Genomic DNA, 17,194 nt, shown 5'->3' with positions numbered 1-17,194 from the left:
CCATGAATCATTGAAAAATTGATTCGGGAATCCTAAAAGCACGGCAAAATCAACGATCTGCCAAAGTAGTGCTAGGCCGTGTACCCATAAACCCAGCGACGTGATGCGACGAACGCAATGTCCGCTTTGCCCCCTATAGCGGGCGAGTTCGTGCGGCAGCGCAATATGTCGCGATGGGCCAATCGCGTCGTTTTGGACCGCTCTTAGGCAGGTCCGATCTACCCTTCAAAGGCGACATGAGGCGACAGACGGATTCAATCGCATCCGCAAACGTCGAACTTTTGATCCCGGCTGCTCATCACCTTGGGTCAGTTCGGCCGCTGCTTCGGGGGCATCGAAGCCAAAGTGGATGACCAAGTGCCGTTGGCTTGCTTTCGCCGAAGGTGGTGGAGAAGCCGGGGTATGTGATGGGGATCGTGCGGGAGCGAGCGTGACTCGCTCGCATCACGCTGTGAAGCATGAACGCTGCTAGCAGCCACTTCAATTCGTCGTGGTCTTGCCGCCGCGCATGGACACGAGCTTTTCCTCACGAAATCGGAGAATGAGCCATGCGGTCTCATCGAAACCGTCTGCGAGCTTTCCGTCGTGAGAATACACCATCTGAGCAGCTTCCGACTTCGACGGCGGTCCCAGCGCCGAGACTACCTCCAAACGCGACATACCTAAATGCAGCTTGCCATCGAAGACGAGGGGCGCGAACTTTTCCGGGATGATGGCGCAATCGGTCGAGGTCTCAGTGTCTTTCTCGGTGAGCTCTTCAACGATCTCTGTGACGAGATGGTCCGGGCCGCCCATCTCTCCGCTGGACACGACCCATAATCGATGCTGCGCGCGCCTATAACACAGCCAATAGATGCTACCTGAAGCGTCGCCCTGGTGTTGGATGGTCCCTTCGCCCACGGCTTTGCGGACCGCGCCGAGCGGCGTCTTCTCGAAGCGGCCGGCGAATGCGCCTAGCGAAAAGCGGGTCGCCAATCTCTTCACGACCGTCGGCGGCACGCGCTCGAACGCATGTTCGTCGACTGGCGGCGGCGGTGCCTGCGCGGAGCAGTCGTCCGCGGGGATCGCGAAAAGGAGAAGCAGCAAGAAGAGCGTCTTTCGACCATCAACTCCGAATTGCCTTACATCGGAGATTGAGCGCTTCTGGAATAGCTCCTTTCCTTTGGCAAGGATGGCGTCAACATCGAGGTCTTTGACGCGGCCAACCGCTCTGTCCGCCAGTCCTTTATATACTTCTCGCCTCAGCAGGTCGCGCCCAGGCGTCGAGAGTGCGGGCGTCAGTTTCTGGGTGTCGGACACGTCAGACTATCTAATGCGATGAAGAACGGCACAACATACCATAACTGACGTGTGGAGGAGCCTCCCTCACCCCACCGCCTTCAGTTGGCTTTGGCCGGCCCACTTGCTCCTCGAATGCTCTCGACGTCATCAAAAATGCTTGATTCATCACCCAGACTTGGCGGTGCCAAATCGGTGCCACGCGATTTTTGGAATTACAGTGCCAGTGCACTCAATTGACGACGAGCAGTTTGGTGCACCGTAATCGACCGCAATCGCGTAATCGAACGTGGTGGCAGGGTCTCACCAGCTGTCGACCATGCTTACAAAACAAAGAGCCCCGGCCATTGCCGGGGCTCTTGTCGCTGAACTCGGTTTGCGAGCCTCAGGGCCGAACTCCACCAAAGTCAAACAGGTAGTTGGCGCCAACCTTGAAGACCTGCTTGGTCGCACTCAAGGTCGTAGTGCCGGGCACAGAGCAGGTGGTCGTGCATTCGGTAAAGCTGACCTCCTTGGCGCCGAAACCCATGTAGTCGTATTCGGCCTTGACGGTCCAATTGCGGGTCAGGGCATGCTCAATGCCGACGCCAACGAGGAAGCCGTCCAAAGTGCCCTTTGCTGAGGTGGTGGTCGTGGTGAGGCTTCCAGTCGAGCAGCAAATGCTGGTCGAGGCCTGCTTAAATTCGCCCCAAGCCCATCCGCCCTTCCCGTAGATCAGCGTACGATCGAAGGTGATGCCGACACGAGCAGCAATGGTGAAGTCGTCGGTGCCACCACCAATGAAGGCCACTACCATGTAGCCCATACAAATGTTGTCGTCGAATGCGATCAAGAATTAACGACCACATTCGACGGCGAGAAGGTCGGTCGGTTGTTGATCACGCACTTGCACTCTCATGCAACTCCCCTCCTCCGCTACGACATTGGAGATTTTGGAAAGCTGCATCATCAGTGCCCTTGCGGACACAACGGGCCCACGATTTCTCACATCTATGGAAGAGGAAAGCACTTTCTGCGGCACCCCGATGGGAGGTATCTGCCTTTTTATCTGTCCCCTCGGGTACTGCGCGAAGCGGTCGAGTTCAAGGAATGCCGGTTTCGACAGGAATCGATCGATACCATCACGGTGGAAATTGGAGGCCGAGAGATCCTCACTCCTGAAGAAGAGGAAAAACTCAGGGCAACCGTGATTGCAGCCGCCGAACCCGCGTTCAAGGTGGAGATCAAGCCCGTGAAAGAGATCGACTGGTCCAACAACCTGAAGCAGCTTTTTTTCTCGAGCTCGGTGGTTTGAACGAGACGCCACGGCTCGTCTTACCGGAATTGCCGTATCATTCGCGGCAAGCCGCTCAATCAGGGACACATGTCTTTCGGGCTTTGTCCCAAACTCCATCCTGACATGGGATATCCACAAAATCGGCGAGGAGATTGGCCGCAAGCAGCGCAAGACCGACGAGCAGCAGGGTAGCCAGAGCGATAAGCCACTTTCTCATTCCAAGAATCTTCTCATTCCAAGAATCCTGCTTCCGCGCCCTCCCGTGATTGCGGAGCATTCAACTGACGCCGCTGTCGCAAGGTCATTGCCGCAGCATGACGCCTCGCTTGTGTCGAGCATTCTCGACCGCTTTGCGCAATCCCTTTTCCTCCGCTGTCCCGAACCGACCTATCACGTCGTCATAGACCGCGACGGCTTCCTCGCGCCGGCCCAATTGTTCGAGCGCGGCGCCCTTGCTGACGAGAGCGTCCGCGATCGTTTCGTGCAACTCCGCCTCGAGCAATTTCACGCTCTCCGCCGTCCCGACCACGTCCACCGCGCCGAGCCGCTGGACCACATCGTCATAGATCGCGATCGCTTCCTCCTCGCGGCCCAACTTGCCAAGTGCTACGCCTTTGCCGACGAGGGCCTTCGCGACCCACTCGCATTCCATCGCTTCGATTTCAGTTTTGAACCGGCTCACCACGTCGTCATAGAGCGCGATCGCTTCCTTGTTGCGGCCCAAATCTCCGAGGGTGTCGCCCTTGCGGACGAGGGCGTTCGCGACCACGCAGCGAGAGTACGATTCGCTTTTGGTTCCGAGCCAGCTCACCACGTCGTCATAGACCGCGACCGCTTGCTCGCTCCGGCCCAATTGCCTGAGTATTTCTCCCTTATAGAGAAGGGCCTTCGGCACCCACTCATGCGACCAGTATCCACTTGATGTCCTGAACCGGCGCACGATCTCGTCGAGGGTCGTCAATGCTTCCTCGCGCCGGCCCAGTTCTTCAAGTGCTGCGCCCTTGTCGTAGAGCGCCTTCGCGACCTGCTCCTGCAAGTCTGGCTCGCTCGCCGCCCCGAACCGGCTTACCACGTCGTCATAAACAGCGACCGCTTGTTTTTTCCGGCCAAATTGTCCCAGAGCGCCGGCCTTATCAAACAGGGCCTTCGCAGCCATCATGCGCAACTCCGGCTCGCCCGCCATCCCGAACCGGCTTACCACGTCGTCGTAGATCGCGATCGCTTCCTCCTTGCGGCCCAATTGTCCGAGCAATGAGCTCTTGCTGAACAGCGCCTCCGCGGCCTCCGCGCGCAATCCCTTTTCCTTCGCTGTCCCGAACCGCCGGACCACACCGTCATAGGCCGTGATCGCCTCCTCGTTGCGGTCAAATCGTTTGAGTGCGTAGCCCTTTTCGTGAAGTGCCCTCGCGGCCTTCTTGCGCAACCGCGCCTCGCTTGCTGTCCCGAACCGCCGCACGACATCGTCGTAGATTGCGAGAGCTTCGTTGAAAGCTTCGTTTCCTCGACCCGAGAAGGCCAGGGCCATGGCCTTGTGGCTCAGCGCCTCCGCGACCTGCTCGCGCAACTCTGGCTCGCTCGCCGTCCCGAACCGCCGCACGACATCGTCGTAAGCAGCGATTTCCTCGTCGTTGCGATCCAGTAGCCCGAGGGTGGTGCCCTTGTCGACAAGCGCCTCCGCGACCTCATAGCGCAATGCTGGCTCGGTCGCCGTCCCGAACCGGCGCAGGAGATCGTCGAGGACCGCGATAGCTTCGTTGAAAGCTTCGTTTCGTTGACCCGGGTTGGCTCGGATCATGGCCTTGTAGCCCGAGTAGCCTAGGGCCATGGCCTTGCTACGCAGCGCCTCCGCGACCTTCACGCGCGAGCTGGCGTCGTCGGACGTGCCGAACCGGCGCACGATATCGTCGTAACGTGCGATCTCTTCGTCGGTGCCGCTTGATTGTGCGACGCTCCCGCTAGCGGTCTGCGCTAGGGCGGCGTCTATCCCCGCAAGAGCCGAACCAACCAATACGATCGCGAGAGCGGCCAGCCAGCGGTTGAGGCGGTTGAATGAGAGGGTGGTGCGGCGAGATTGCGGCAATGCCATGTTCGGTCCGACGACTAGCAGATTTTGACGGCCCTTTTTGTCGCAGTTGCAGAGGCTGCGGTTCAGAGATGGCGGGGAGAAGTGGTTGTCCGGCGTTCGTGGCCGCGTCGGCTATGTCTGGGATACGCTGTTGCTGTAGGGTACAGCCGGCGTCGCTTGGGGCAGGACGGAATTGCGGTGACACCCATTCGCCGGTCGGTCGTCAAGGGCGCGGCCACCTTCTTTTGGCTGCGCGAGCTGCCAAGTTCTTCATTGCATTGTTTACACCGCCCCTCCCCCATCACGGGTCGATTGAACCGGCAGACGGCATCCTGCGACGAACAGCGCGGGAAGCGGCCGTCCATCATGCACGGCCGGGTTTGTTCATGAGGGCGCTCTTGAAAATCTCGTCTACGATCGTCGCCGCCGCGGTTATCCTGCATTGTGCAACCGCCATGGCACAGCAACAACAATCGCCGCCTCCCGATCTTGGCCTGCACGAGATCGCCGATTCCGACACGGATCGCTACATCGCAAAGTCCAACGGCGTCGTCGGCCTCCTGAACGCCTCGCTGCGCGGCAAGGAATCCTGGAACAGGTATCTGAGCTGGGTCGATGTAAGGCGCGGCCCGACCGGCAAGGAACGCATCATCTATGGCCTGTATTCGGTCGGATCGTCGGCCAAGGACGCGATAGAGAAGGCGCGCAAGGCCGCGAGCGACAAGCCGGCGATCCCTGCACTCGACGACGCAACCAAGCAGCTCGCCTCAGCCTTCGAAACGCTGATTCCGATCCTGAACGAAGCGGAAGCCTACTACGATCGAAAGGACTATCTTTCCGACAACATGACCGGCGGCAAGGAGCTGCATGAAAAGCTGGTGCCGGCGGCAACGGCGTTTCTCGCTGCGCGCGCCACGACCGAGGCACTGCAGAACCAATTCAAGGACATGCTCGACCGTCAGCAATTGGCGAAGATCGAAAAGGCTGAAGGCAAAAGCGTGCGCTGGCACGTAATCAACACCATGACACTGGCGAAGAAAGCGGTCGACCTGATGCCGTCGAACCCGAAGGGCGGCGCAGACCTCCAGCAGTTCGATGTAGCGCTTGCGGCGTTCGGCAACGCCGTGCGCGACTTCGATACGGCGATCCGCGAGTCCGGAAAATCCACCCCGATCGATTCGTCTCCGCGCGACATTCTCGGCAAATTGCGCGAGATGCGCGACAACATCGCCAAGGGCCACGCCGACAACATGACGTATTCGATGGACTATAACGGCGTTATCCAGCGCTATAACATGATGGTGACGATGTCGAACGCATTCCGTTGAATTGACAATATGAAGTGGAAGCAAGAAGCGATCGGGAGTCTTCGGAACAACGGCTGGACAGTGGAGGGTCTACCGAACCAACAGGCGGTACTCCCGCCAGGCTTCGCTTTGCGCTATCCAGACCTTCCATGTGAGTTCGAGCAATTCGTCACCGACCTCTCGTGCTGCGTTGGTCCTGGTGAAGCTACATGGCTTTTGTGCCCCACTGACTATCGAGGCGAAACGCAGTCGGCCTTCGCGTGGAACGAGTTCGAGTTGATGTCACTCGAAGCCGCGGGCGGTGATTCAACGCTGTGCCGATCGATCCGGACCTTTTGGTCCGAACACCTTCCGATCACGCTTTCCGTCGGCGCAGAATACGCGTACTGCGCAATCCGCGTGACCGAACCCGGCTTCGGCACCATCGTTAGTGGTCACGAACCCGAATTCGAAGACGCCACGGTCCAAGCGAATACCTTTCGTGAATTCGTAAGCCGGTTAGCCTCAGCGCCGCTATTACGGTGACAGTTCCAGCACCGCCGGCATGCTGCGCCGGCTGCCGGACCTCCTGAAGTCCGACACGAAAGTGCTGGTGCTGCGGCCAGGCGGTAACGACGCACGGCGCGGCGACCGCCGATAATATCGCCGCGATCGGGCAGGCGGCGGAGGCGCGCGGCGTCAAGGTGGTGATGCTGGTGCACCTCGGACGCCTCGCACCATCGCATGAGCGCCTCGCCGACGGGCAGCACTTCAGCGCCGGGGGCCACGCGGCCTTCGCGAGCCAGCTCGCGCCGATGGTGAGCAGCGCCTGCGGGCGCTAGATGTGGTCTTTCAGGATGTTGTCGATCTGGTCTGAACCGAGGAAGCCGGGCCACAACATCTTGTGTTGCGCGTCGACGCATCGGGCTAATCCTACTTTGCATGGGGTTGATTTCGAGAAATATGAAATCGGATCTGCGACCGGGACAAAAGTCTCAAGCTCCGATCGCGTCGCTTCGCACGCCACGACGGAACCTATGGCGCCCCAAAGTCCCTTGGTGTGAAGGTGAGATCCAGCACCTTCCACTCCTCGTATTTGTCGGCCGGCAGCATGGTGTAGGGCTGGCAGGCCTGTAGCGCGGCCTTGGCGGCCTGCATCAGGGCGAGGCCCTTGGCGGGCGATGCGCTGGCCTCGATCAGTGCGGGAACGGTGGCGAGCTGGCCGTCGGTCGTCATGAAGGTGCGCATCTTGATGTGGATGTTGTCGGACGGCGCGATCGTGTCCGGCAGCTTGGCGCAGCTTCGCAAGTGACGGCGGAACTCGGCGATGATATTGGCCGGAAGCTTGGCCGCCTCAGTGGTCGTGGCACCGCCGCTCTCGTTTTCCTTGGGAGCGTCTTTCGACAAGGGCGGCAGCTCCGCGGGCAAGCCCAGCATCACGCCGTATTTGAGGGTGACGTCGGGCTCCGGCGGCGTGTAGCTCGGGGCCTGCGGCGCAGGTTGCGGCTGAGGCTGAGGCTGCGGCTGCGGTTGGGCTTTGGCCTCGCGCTTGGGAGGCGATGGCTGCGGTGAAGGCTGCGGCCGCGGCGAGGCCTGCGGCGCCGGCTGCGGCGATGGCTGCTGTGCTGTTTGTGGAGGCGGTGGCGGCGCGGGCGCCTCCGCCTTGTCCTTCGCGGCCAGCTCGGGCAGCTGAAGTTGCGGCGACGGCGTCGGCTCCGGCTCCTTCTGCTTCAGTTCCTCCGGCGTGACGATGTCCACGGCGATCGTGTCGCTCGGCGGGGCATGGAACGGATGCACCTCGCTGATCAGGACGATCAGCGCCACCAGCGTCCCGTGCACGACGGCCGACGCCGCAATGTCCGTCCGTATGATCCGCCGCCAATCCATGGCCCAACTTCGGTTGCTACCCACGCTCCTAGCATATGGACGTGGCGCCTCAATCCCATTTCGGCGCGAAGCCGAAATCGGTCAACCGGCCCTTGGGATGGGCGAGCGCGGCAATCTGGCTCATCTCATCGTCTGACAATTCGAAGTCGAAGATCTCGATGTTTTCCGAGAGACGTTCGACGCGGGAAGTGCGCGGAATTGCGACGACGTTCTGCTGCACCAGCCAGCGCAGGCAGATTTGCGCGGCCGTCTTGCGATGGACCCGGCCGATCCTGCCGAGCGTCTCGTCGCTCTTGATGCGGCCCTTGGCAATCGGACTGTAGGCGACGAGCGCGAGGCCGTGCTGGTCGCAGGCCGCCCTCACCTTGGTCTGATCGAGATACGGATGATACTCGACCTGGTCGCAGACCAGCGGCTCCGGACACGCGGCAACCGCCTCTTCGATCAGCGCCACCGTGAAGTTGGAGACGCCGATATGCCGCGTCAGCCCCAGCCGCCTGGCGTGCGCCAGCGCGCCCAGCGTCTCGCGCAGCGGCACGTGCGGGTTGGGCCAGTGCAGCAGCAACAGATCGACGGACGGCAGGCGCAGCCTGACCAGGCTCTCCTTGACCGAGCGCTCGAGATCGTTCGGGGCAAAATGATTGGTCCAGACCTTCGTGGTGATGAAGACGTCGTCTCGGCGCACGCCGGAGGCGCGAACAGCGTCGCCGACCTCGCGCTCATTGTCATAGACCTGCGCCGTGTCGACATGGCGGTAGCCGAGCCGCAGCGCCTGCTCCACAACGCGCGCGCAGGTCCGGCCGCTCAGCTCCCAGGTCCCGAGCCCGAGCGCAGGAATCTTTGCACCATTGGCCTCGACGAACAGCATGAGGAATCCTCTCCTCGCCCGCCCCGGTCGCATTATGGACCCCACGCACGCGGCTGCCAACCGAGGCCGCCGGCATTGGCGTCAGGCCTTGTTGTCAGGCTTTGGCGAGCGCCCGGAAGACCGTGTCGGGCGCATGTGCGATCACCGCGAGCAGCGCCCGTGCGGGTCCACGCGGCGCGCGCTTGCCCTGCTCCCAGTTGCGGATGGTCTCGACGGGCACGCCGAGCTTTGCGGCGAACTCCATCTGGGTGAGACAGGCACGGCGGCGCAGGTCGCGCACTTCAAGCGGGCCGACTTCGCTCGGCGCAGCCGCGCCTTGCAGCGGAAGCTCCTGCCCGTTCCGCAATTCGACGATCCGTCCGTCCGCTTTCAGCCGCAACCGCATGTTCATCCCCAAGTGGAGCGATCATGCACGCTCCGGCTTAAGTTCGGATTAACGATAGCGGGGCACTCGTGCCCCGGACGCAGCGCAGCGCTTCCCTGGCGATGCGAAGCATCGTCCCGTCAGCGGCGCGCTGCAGAGCCTGGGCCCATCTCAACGGGCGGTCCGTGTCGCTGGGCCCCGGTTCTGCGCAGCAGCGCTTACGCGCCGCAGCGCGCCCGGGACACGAGACCTATTTTAGCCCGAACCACAAGGTCGCAATGCCGAGGAAGGAGAAGAAGCCAACGACGTCGGTGACCGTCGTGACGAAGGTGCCGGAGGCAACCGCGGGATCGGCCCGCACCCGTTCGAGCCCCATCGGGATCAGAATGCCGCCGAGCGCGCCGGCGACGAGGTTGCAGATGATCGCAAGCCCGATGACCACGCCGAGGCCCGGGATCTTGAACCAGGCCACAGCGGCAATGCCCGTAATCACCGCAAAGGCGAGGCCGTTGACGAGGCCGACGAAGGTCTCGCGCATCACCACGCGCCAGGCATTGGAGGAGCCGAGCTCGCGGGTGGCGAGCGCCCGCACCGCGACCGTCATGGTCTGGGTTGCGGCGTTGCCGCCCTGGCTCGCCACGATCGGCGCGAGCACGGCGAGCGCCACCATCTTCTCGAGCTGCCCCTCGAACAGGCCGAGCACGGACGACGCAAGGAACGCGGTGGCGAGATTGACCAGGAGCCAGTTGAAACGGGCGCGCGCAATGGTCAGCACGCTGTCGGACAGTTCTTCGTCGCTGGTGACGCCGCCGAGCGCCTTCAGGTCCTCGTCCGCCTCCTCCTCGATGACGTCGACGACGTCGTCGACGGTGACGACGCCGACCAGGCGATCCTGGGTATCGACGACGGGAGCGGCAACCAGATTGTACTTGCCGAACATGCGCGCCACCTCCTCCTGGTCCTCCAGGACGGAGACACGGCGGCGATCCTCGTCGCAGAGGTCGGTGAGCGGCACCGGGCGGCGGGTGCGCAAGAGCACGTCGAGCGGAACGGCGCCCTGCCAATGCTGTTCCTTGTCGACGACGTAGATCTCGTAGAAGCGGTCCGGCAGGTCGGGCGTCTCGCGCATGTAGTCGATCGCCTGGCCCACGGTGAAATCCTGGGGCACCGCGATGAACTCGGTCTGCATCCGCCTGCCGGCCGAGTTTTCCGGATAAAGCAGGCTGCGCTCGAGCGCGACGCGCTCGGGCAGCGGCAGCTTCTCCAGGATCTCCTCCTGATCCGCCTCGTCGAGGGTCTCGAGCAGCTCGACGGCGTCGTCGGATTCGAGCTCGCGGACACCCTCGGCGACCGTCTCCGGCGGCAATTCCTCGAGGATCTCCTCGCGCACGGCCTCGTCGACCTCATTCAGGGCCGAGAAGTCGAAATCGCGCCCCGTCAGCTCGACCAGCCGGACACGGTCGTCCGGCTGCAGCGCCCCGATGAGGTCGCCGAGATCGGCCTCGTGCAGTTCCGCGACGATGGCCCGCAGCTGGGCGCTGTCTGAGGCTTCGATGGCCCGCGCGATCTCCGTGACGAATTCGTGACGAATTTCGCCATCTTCGTTGCGCATGGGAACATGGTCGAGGACCGAGGCCTCGGCGGTTGCGGCAACGTCCATATGTTCGTCCATGGCGCGCCTCGCCGTTTGACAGGATGGTTCAATTGGTTTGAGCTGGGGCTCAGGCAATAGTCACAAGGCAACATCGAGCGCAATGAGAAAGATGCGTCTGCACCAATGGCCCCTGCTGCTCGCTGCCGCGACGGCGGTGCTTGCCGGCATCACGGCGGCGGACGCGGCCGACTGCCCGCGCGAGGATGCGCTCGGCACTGCGCGCGTACTCAGCGTCGATGCCAAGACCTATCCGCGGGTCGGGCTGAAGAGCTTTCCGCAGACCCTGCCGCTCGCCGATCACGAGGTCGTGCTGACCTTCGACGACGGACCCCGGCCGCCGCACACGCAGAAGGTGCTGGCGGCGCTCGCGCATGAGTGCGTGCGCGCCACCTTCTTCCTGGTCGGCCAGTCGTCGGCAGAATCTCCGGCACTGGTCAAACGGATCGCTGCCGAAGGCCATACGGTGGCGCATCACAGCTGGTCGCATCCGATGTCGTCGAAGATCTCCTTCGAGCACGCTAAAGAAGACATCGATCGCGGGATCGAGGCCGACGAGAAGGCGCTCCACGGGATTGCGACCCGCACACCCTCGACCCCGTTCTTCCGTTTCCCCTATTTCGACTCGACGCCCGCAACCCTCGATCTCCTGCAATCACGCGGGATCGCCGTGTTCGGGGCAGACCTTTGGGCCAGCGACTGGGAAGAGATGACCCCGGAGCAGGAATTGAAGAAGGTCACCGAGCGGCTCGAGGCCGCCAGGAAGGGTATCATCCTCTTGCATGACGCGCAGGCGCGAACCGCGGCCATGATGCCCGCGTTCCTGCGGTACCTGCACGACAACGGCTACCACGTCGTTCACATTGTCCCGGCAGTGACGCAAAAGAGCGCCAATGCGCATTGATGCCGGAATGTCACGGCGGCCCAAATTGGGGTGATCGCGGGGCAATTAAGCCTCCGTTCATGCTAGGCCATGCAAATTGGATGGGGACCCGGGCCTGAACCGTTTCGGCCGGGCTTCGACCAAGGTTCTGATATCGCGTGGATGTTCGGTCGCGGATCGCGTACGAGGGCAAACGAAGAGCAATGATCGGTCGTAGAGTTTCCTGCCGGACACGGTCCTGGATCGTCTGCCTCGGATTTTTGACCGCCGGCCCAGCCGTGGCGCTCGCGGCCGACTGTCCCGGCCATCCCGACGCACTCGGCACCTCGCGCACGATCGTGGTCGATCCGCGCGAGCACCCACGCATCGGCACGATGCAGTACCGGGAAACGTTGCCGCTGCGGGATCACGAGGTGGTCCTGACCTTCGATGACGGGCCGCTGCCGAAATACTCGAACCAGGTGCTCCAGATCCTGGCCAATGAGTGCATCAAGGCCACCTTCTTCACCATTGGGGCGCAGGCGCAGGCCAATCCCGAAGGCGTGCGCAAGCTGGTCGCCGCCGGCCATACCGTCGGCACGCACAGCCAAAACCATCCGCTCACCTTCGAGAAAATGCCGATCGAGAAGGCGCAGACCGAGATCGATACGGGCATCGCCTCGGTTACGGCGGCGATGACCGATCCGTCCGCGCTCGCGCCGTTCTTCCGCATTCCCGGCCTGCTCCGCGCCGAGGGCGTGGAGAACCTGCTCGCCTCTCGCGGCATCCAGCTCTGGAGCGCCGATTTTCTGGCCGACGACTGGCGGCACGTCTCGCCCGAGCGCGTCTATCAGCTTGCCATCCAGCGGCTGGAGGCCAAGGGCAAGGGTATTCTGCTCCTGCACGACATCCAGCCGCGCACCGTCGCGGCGCTACCCAAGATCATCCGCGATCTGAAGGCACGCGGCTATCGTATCGTGCATGTGGTGCCCGCCACTGCCGATCGGCCGGCAACGCCGACCGAGCCGGTCGAATGGATGCTGCATCCGGCGAGCGAGAACGTCGCCGTGGTGCGCTGGCCGAAGATTCCGAGCTTCGTCTTCACGCGGAACGAAACGCTGCGGGCCCCGCTGCTGTCGGATCTGAATGCCGAGCTGCCGCGTCAGGCAGGCTCGTCGCATTGGGGCGTTGCGAAGGCCGGCGCGGAGAGCCTGGCCGTTCCGAGCCGGGACCTTTTCGAGATCAAGGAAGGCTCGCTCGAGGTCCTGATGTCCACGTCGGCGTCGCGTCATGTCGCGCGGCTGGCGCGGACCAACGCGGCCGATGCGATCTCGTCAAGAAATGCGAAGGGCCGCGGCCGGGCTGCGGCGGTCGCAACGCATGGTGGCAAGCACCCACCGGCCGCACGCGCCACGGCCAAGCGCATGGCACAAAACGCCAACGCAAGCGCGGCACGCCCGACCAAGCTCGCGAGCCTGAAGAAGCGGCCGCAGTAGCCTGGAAGTCGCCTACTGCCGCACGATGGCGGCGACGCAGAGCAGCACGATCAGCGCCAGGAAGAACAGGTCCATATAGGACTTGAGCTCGCCGTCGCGGCGCAGCCGCGCCACGTCGGTCACGATCTGCTTGCGCGCATTGGTTCCGCCGCTGCCGTCATTGATCGGCGCCTGCAGGCGCCGGGTCTCGCCTTCCAGCTTCTCGATCTTCTGGTAAAAATAGAACGCGCGCAGCGTCGAGGCCGCGCGCATGCCGGTGTAGACCAGCACGAGAATCGCGAGCATCGCGCGGTTCGGATACTTCTCCATGAAGTTCAGGCTGAAATAGACCATCGCCAGGAACGCGAAGTTGGTCACGAAGCGGTAGACGAAGCTTAGAAAGACCATGCTGGCTCCAGCGAAGGGCGGCGCGATCGTGCGACGTTGCGAATTGCGGAGATGTTGCACGCAAGCCGGAACGGCCGGCCTGGAATGCTGTGGGTGCTGGTCTACGCCAACTTTGTGCAGCCAAGATTAAGAGTGCCCGCGCGGTGCAGGCCGGGAATCGACCGGGTGGCCGGACGCGCGCGACTGCGCCTTTTAGCTGCGCTTGGCCATATTGCAAGAGAGCCCAGGCGGCTTGCCGCGACGCCGCGCGTAGACAGCGGCGGCCACATCGGCTCAATGGAGATTCGGCGGAAGTCGCGTTACACTTCGCTTGCCACCAGACTTTGCCAGCCGATGTGGGGTCTGCCGATGCCGAAGAAGGGAATCACGGGCCACGACGAATGGGTGCTCACCGAGGCGCTGGCAACCGCGCTGGTCGCGCTGGAGCAGCTCGCGCCAAAGCACCAGCCGCGCGCCCATATGGAAGACATCCGCAAGATGCTCGCCAACGGCAAGGAGCCGGCGACCGTGAGCCTGCACCTCGCCCAGGCCAAATGCCGCCTGTTCCCCGACACCGATCCGCTCGAGATCTACAAGGAATACGGGATCGGCGAGGAATATGGCTGAGCGAAGCCCGAAGGCCCGTCCGGCCCGCGCGTTCCGGAAAACCGGGAAACAAGGAAGGTTGGCCGCTCGGAGATCCTAGAGTGAGGCGATGACGACCAGCACGAGGATCAAGCGCCAATGACCTTCGACATCGGGGCAAGGGTGATGCCGGCCGAGGCGAGGCGCTCGCGCAGGCGCTGTGCCATTGCGACCGCACCCGGCGTATCGCCGTGGACGCAGACGCTGTCAATCCGGGTCGGCAGCCGCGTTCCCGACAGGCAGGTGATGGCGCCACCCTCCACCATGCGAATGACGCGCTCGGAAGCGACCTCCGCATCATGAATCACGGCGCCCGCAAGACGACGCGACACCAGATTGCCGTTGTCGGCATAGGCGCGATCGGCATAGATCTCGCGCACCAGCGGCAGGCCGAATTTCTCGCCTGCCCGCTCGGTCTCCTGACCGGGCATCACCACGAAGATCAGGTTGCGGTCGATGGTGCGGATCGCCCGCGCCACCGCTTCGGCGAGATCGCGGTCCTCGGCGGCGATGTTGCCGAGCGCGCCGTGGGTCTTGACGTGGCGGATGACGTGACCCACGTCGGATGCCAACGCCATCAGTGCGCCCACCTGATAGAGCACGATCTTCTCGATGTCAGCGGGGCGCTCGCCTTGAATGGGCCTGCGGCCAAAACCCCAGAGATCGAGAAAGCCAGGATGCGCGCCGGCCTGCACGCCGTTGGCCTTCGCCTCCGTCAAGGTGCGATGCATCACCAGGGGATCACCGGCATGGAAGCCACAGGCGATGTTGGCGGAGGTGACGGTTCGCAACATCTCGGCGTCATCGCCGAGCGTATAGACACCAAAACCCTCACCCATGTCGCAGTTCATATCGATCAGAGTCATCTCGTCCTCGTTTCGCGCGTGTGCGATATAGACATGGCGTGAGGCGCAGGTCACGAGGAATCCGGCGCGCTGCTTGCATGGAACGGCGTCACTTTTCGAAGAGTAGATGCGCGGCCATAAATCTCATGACGAGCGATCAACCAGCATGACAACCGACGCTCTTTACGCTCTGCCGCGTTTCCGCCGGTCCGGCGACGCAGCACTGACGATCGAAGTCGGAGACGGCATCGACGCGGACGTCAATGCGCGCGTCGTCGATCTCGACCGCGCGCTGACCGAGCGCGCACTGCGCGGTATCGTGGAGATCGTACCGACCTACCGCACGCTGCTGGTCTGCTTCGATCCGACGGTGCTATCGCGACGCGCCGTCGAAACCGAGGTGATGTCGCTGTGGCCACCGGCGCCGCCGGCGGGACAGGTTCGTCGTCGCTGGACCGTTCCCGTCGCCTATGGCGGCGACAACGGGATGGATCTCGACTGGCTCGCGCAGCGCCTCGATACGACGACCGACGACATCGTGGCGCGGCACAGCGCGGCTGAATATCGCGTCTACATGATCGGCTTCATGCCCGGGCTGACCTATCTCGGCGGGCTCGACCCCTTCCTTCACGTCGACCGGCGCCCCGAGCCGAGGCTGGTCGTGCCTCCAGGCAGCGTCTCCGTCGGAGGCCAGCAGGCCGCCATTTCTCCGCCGCTCCCCGCGCCGAGCGGCTGGCACATGCTGGGACGCACGCCGGTGCGCTCCTATGATCCGCGGCGCGAGGCCGAGCCCTTTTTGTTTCGCGCCGGCGATCTCGTTCGCTTTCGTCCGATCGACGGCGCCGAATGTGCTGCACTCGAACGCGCCGCGGAAGCCGGCGAGATCATCGCCGAAAAAGAAGAGCACACGGTGTGAGCGGCGCGATGTCTGTACATCTCGAAGTGATCGAGCCCGGTCTCGCCACGACAATTCAGGATCTCGGCCGTCGCGGCTGGCAACGGTTCGGCATTTCCGAGTCCGGGGCGATGGATCCCGTTGCGCTTGCAACCGCGAATGCGCTGGTCGGCAACACCGTCGGGACTGCTGCGCTCGAAGTCACTCTGGCCGGACCGGTGCTCGCTTGCATCAATGGCGACACGCGCATCGCGCTTGCCGGCGCCGATTTTGCGATGGCGATCGATGGCCGTCCGGTTGCCTCCCACGAGACGCATGATTTGAAATCAGGCCAGCATCTCGTGATCGGCGCGGCGCGGGACGGCGCGCGTGCCGTTCTCGCCGTCTCTGGCGGCTTCCAGATCAAGCCGATGCTCGGCAGCGTGGCGACGCATTCGCGTAGCCAACTCGGTGGGCTGAACGGCGGTCCGCTGCGCAAGGGCGACCTGCTGCCGCTGGCGCTCCCGGGCCTGCCGGGCAGGCCGCATCTCATGGTGTCCCCCACCAACCGCGTCCGACCCAATGGACCTGTCCGCGTCCTCCTTGGCCCGCAGGACGACGCCTTCAGCGCCGAGGGTATCGCAACGTTCCTCGGCTCCGACTACGCTGTCACTCCCTTGTCCGATCGCATGGGTTGCCGGCTCGAAGGACCCCGGGTCGCCCATGCGGGCGCCGTGGGGATCGTCTCCGATGGCATCGTCTTCGGCAGTATCCAGATCCCCGGCAACGGACAGCCGATCATCCTGCTTGCCGATCGCCAGACGACCGGCGGCTATCCGAAGATCGCCACCGTCATCTCCGCAGATCTTCCCCGGCTGGCCCAGCTTCGCCCTGGTGAGCGCGTCCATTTTCAATCGATCGAGGAAGACGAAGCCGTGAAGCTCGTGCGTGAGATGCGACGGCAGATCGATCGTGTGGGCGATTCAATGATCGAGGTCCATGGCGGCAGCAATCTCACAAGTGAGCATCTCCTGGCCAGCAACCTCATCAGCGGCGTGATCTCTGCTCTCGAATGGGTTCAAGCCGATGTCGCGACATCCTAGTTCTGTCTGCCGTTGCGAGATCGACTGACCGTCCCATGCCTAATAGCCTCCTGAAGACAAAGGGAAACTATCCATGGCTTTGCTTAGCGAAACTGCGAGCGGCGTTTACGTGATCGCTGTAACACCGTTTACCGACTCATTGCCGATATCGAACGTCTGATAGCGCGTCAGACTCGCCGCCTCAAAGAACTCAACTGACAGAAACGTCAACAACTGCTGCCGGCGCGAAATTGGTTCGGCGGCCATTTCGATAGTCGTTTGTGAAGAACGTTTCTGAGCACCGTTTTACGCAAGGTGTGGTTGCGATAGGTGGCGACAGAGTATCCAT

At 62.9% G+C, this 17,194-nt stretch carries 17 protein-coding genes; 8 read left to right on the top strand and 9 right to left on the bottom strand.

What is annotated here, in order from left to right; translation table 11 throughout:
- Positions 1-480 precede the first annotated feature (480 nt).
- Positions 481-1,299, bottom strand: coding sequence for a hypothetical protein (locus Q2941_RS46270; RefSeq protein ID WP_458196760.1), 819 nt, complete (start codon positions 1,297-1,299; stop codon positions 481-483).
- 364 nt (positions 1,300-1,663) lie between these two features.
- Positions 1,664-2,110 (bottom strand): outer membrane protein, encoded by a 447-nt coding sequence (locus Q2941_RS46265; protein ID WP_254112041.1) that lies wholly within the window; start codon positions 2,108-2,110, stop codon positions 1,664-1,666.
- Between the two features lie 39 nt (positions 2,111-2,149).
- Here Q2941_RS46265 and Q2941_RS46260 point away from each other — a divergent pair, with 39 nt between their 5' ends.
- A complete protein-coding gene (locus Q2941_RS46260) occupies positions 2,150-2,572 on the top strand; it encodes a hypothetical protein (RefSeq protein ID WP_027524245.1) in 423 nt (140 codons plus the stop codon).
- Between the two features lie 283 nt (positions 2,573-2,855).
- Here the strand turns inward: Q2941_RS46260 and Q2941_RS46255 are convergent, their stop codons facing one another.
- Positions 2,856-4,640, bottom strand: a complete 1,785-nt coding sequence (locus tag Q2941_RS46255; protein WP_458196758.1) for a tetratricopeptide repeat protein — start codon at positions 4,638-4,640, stop codon at positions 2,856-2,858.
- A gap of 377 nt (positions 4,641-5,017) precedes the next feature.
- Between Q2941_RS46255 and Q2941_RS46250 the strand changes: the two genes are divergently transcribed.
- Together Q2941_RS46250 and Q2941_RS46245 are read left to right on the top strand one after the other, a co-directional pair.
- Entirely contained in the window at positions 5,018-5,947 is a 930-nt protein-coding gene (locus Q2941_RS46250) for a DUF3829 domain-containing protein (RefSeq protein WP_458196756.1), read from the top strand.
- 9 nt (positions 5,948-5,956) lie between these two features.
- Positions 5,957-6,451, top strand: a complete 495-nt coding sequence (locus Q2941_RS46245; RefSeq protein ID WP_458196755.1) for a hypothetical protein — start codon at positions 5,957-5,959, stop codon at positions 6,449-6,451.
- A 489-nt stretch (positions 6,452-6,940) separates the two neighbouring features.
- On the opposite strand, the gene Q2941_RS46240 is transcribed toward Q2941_RS46245, so the two are convergent.
- The 4 genes from Q2941_RS46240 to mgtE all read right to left on the bottom strand — a co-directional run bounded on the left by Q2941_RS46240 (position 6,941) and on the right by mgtE (position 10,696).
- Positions 6,941-7,792, bottom strand: coding sequence for a hypothetical protein (locus Q2941_RS46240; protein ID WP_458196754.1), 852 nt, complete (start codon positions 7,790-7,792; stop codon positions 6,941-6,943).
- A 49-nt stretch (positions 7,793-7,841) separates the two neighbouring features.
- Positions 7,842-8,660: an aldo/keto reductase gene (locus Q2941_RS46235; protein ID WP_458196753.1), complete on the bottom strand. Its 819-nt coding sequence runs from the start codon at positions 8,658-8,660 to the stop codon at positions 7,842-7,844.
- 94 nt (positions 8,661-8,754) lie between these two features.
- Positions 8,755-9,051, bottom strand: a complete 297-nt coding sequence (locus Q2941_RS46230; protein WP_027524239.1) for a helix-turn-helix domain-containing protein — start codon at positions 9,049-9,051, stop codon at positions 8,755-8,757.
- Positions 9,052-9,274: 223 nt separating this feature from the next.
- A complete protein-coding gene (mgtE, locus tag Q2941_RS46225; protein WP_027524238.1) occupies positions 9,275-10,696 on the bottom strand; it encodes a magnesium transporter in 1,422 nt (473 codons plus the stop codon).
- A gap of 82 nt (positions 10,697-10,778) precedes the next feature.
- Here mgtE and Q2941_RS46220 point away from each other — a divergent pair, with 82 nt between their 5' ends.
- The gene (locus Q2941_RS46220; RefSeq protein ID WP_051389828.1) at positions 10,779-11,579 is read left to right on the top strand and encodes a polysaccharide deacetylase family protein; all 801 of its coding nucleotides are present in this window, start codon (positions 10,779-10,781) and stop codon (positions 11,577-11,579) included.
- 182 nt (positions 11,580-11,761) lie between these two features.
- Complete coding sequence (locus tag Q2941_RS46215) at positions 11,762-13,033, top strand: polysaccharide deacetylase family protein (RefSeq protein WP_458196752.1); 1,272 nt, start codon at positions 11,762-11,764, stop codon at positions 13,031-13,033.
- Positions 13,034-13,045: 12 nt separating this feature from the next.
- Here the strand turns inward: Q2941_RS46215 and Q2941_RS46210 are convergent, their stop codons facing one another.
- Complete coding sequence (locus Q2941_RS46210) at positions 13,046-13,420, bottom strand: hypothetical protein (protein ID WP_027524235.1); 375 nt, start codon at positions 13,418-13,420, stop codon at positions 13,046-13,048.
- A 348-nt stretch (positions 13,421-13,768) separates the two neighbouring features.
- On the opposite strand from Q2941_RS46210, the gene Q2941_RS46205 reads away from it, so the two are divergent.
- Positions 13,769-14,026, top strand: a complete 258-nt coding sequence (locus tag Q2941_RS46205; RefSeq protein WP_198031794.1) for a hypothetical protein — start codon at positions 13,769-13,771, stop codon at positions 14,024-14,026.
- Positions 14,027-14,133: 107 nt separating this feature from the next.
- Here the strand turns inward: Q2941_RS46205 and Q2941_RS46200 are convergent, their stop codons facing one another.
- Positions 14,134-14,910 (bottom strand): LamB/YcsF family protein, encoded by a 777-nt coding sequence (locus Q2941_RS46200; protein ID WP_458196751.1) that lies wholly within the window; start codon positions 14,908-14,910, stop codon positions 14,134-14,136.
- Between the two features lie 145 nt (positions 14,911-15,055).
- Here Q2941_RS46200 and pxpB point away from each other — a divergent pair, with 145 nt between their 5' ends.
- Together pxpB and Q2941_RS46190 are read left to right on the top strand one after the other, a co-directional pair.
- On the top strand, positions 15,056-15,805 hold the full coding sequence (pxpB, locus tag Q2941_RS46195; protein ID WP_458196750.1) for a 5-oxoprolinase subunit PxpB: 750 nt from the start codon (positions 15,056-15,058) through the stop codon (positions 15,803-15,805).
- Between the two features lie 8 nt (positions 15,806-15,813).
- Positions 15,814-16,866 carry a 5-oxoprolinase subunit C family protein gene (locus Q2941_RS46190; RefSeq protein WP_458196749.1) on the top strand — a complete coding sequence of 351 codons (1,053 nt, stop codon included), beginning with the start codon at positions 15,814-15,816 and terminating at the stop codon, positions 16,864-16,866.
- Positions 16,867-17,194 lie beyond the last annotated feature (328 nt).

The organism is Bradyrhizobium sp. UFLA05-153 (assembly GCF_054185185.1).
The sequence above is the reverse complement of the archived record's forward strand: the minus strand, read 5'-3'. Positions and strand labels throughout refer to the sequence as shown.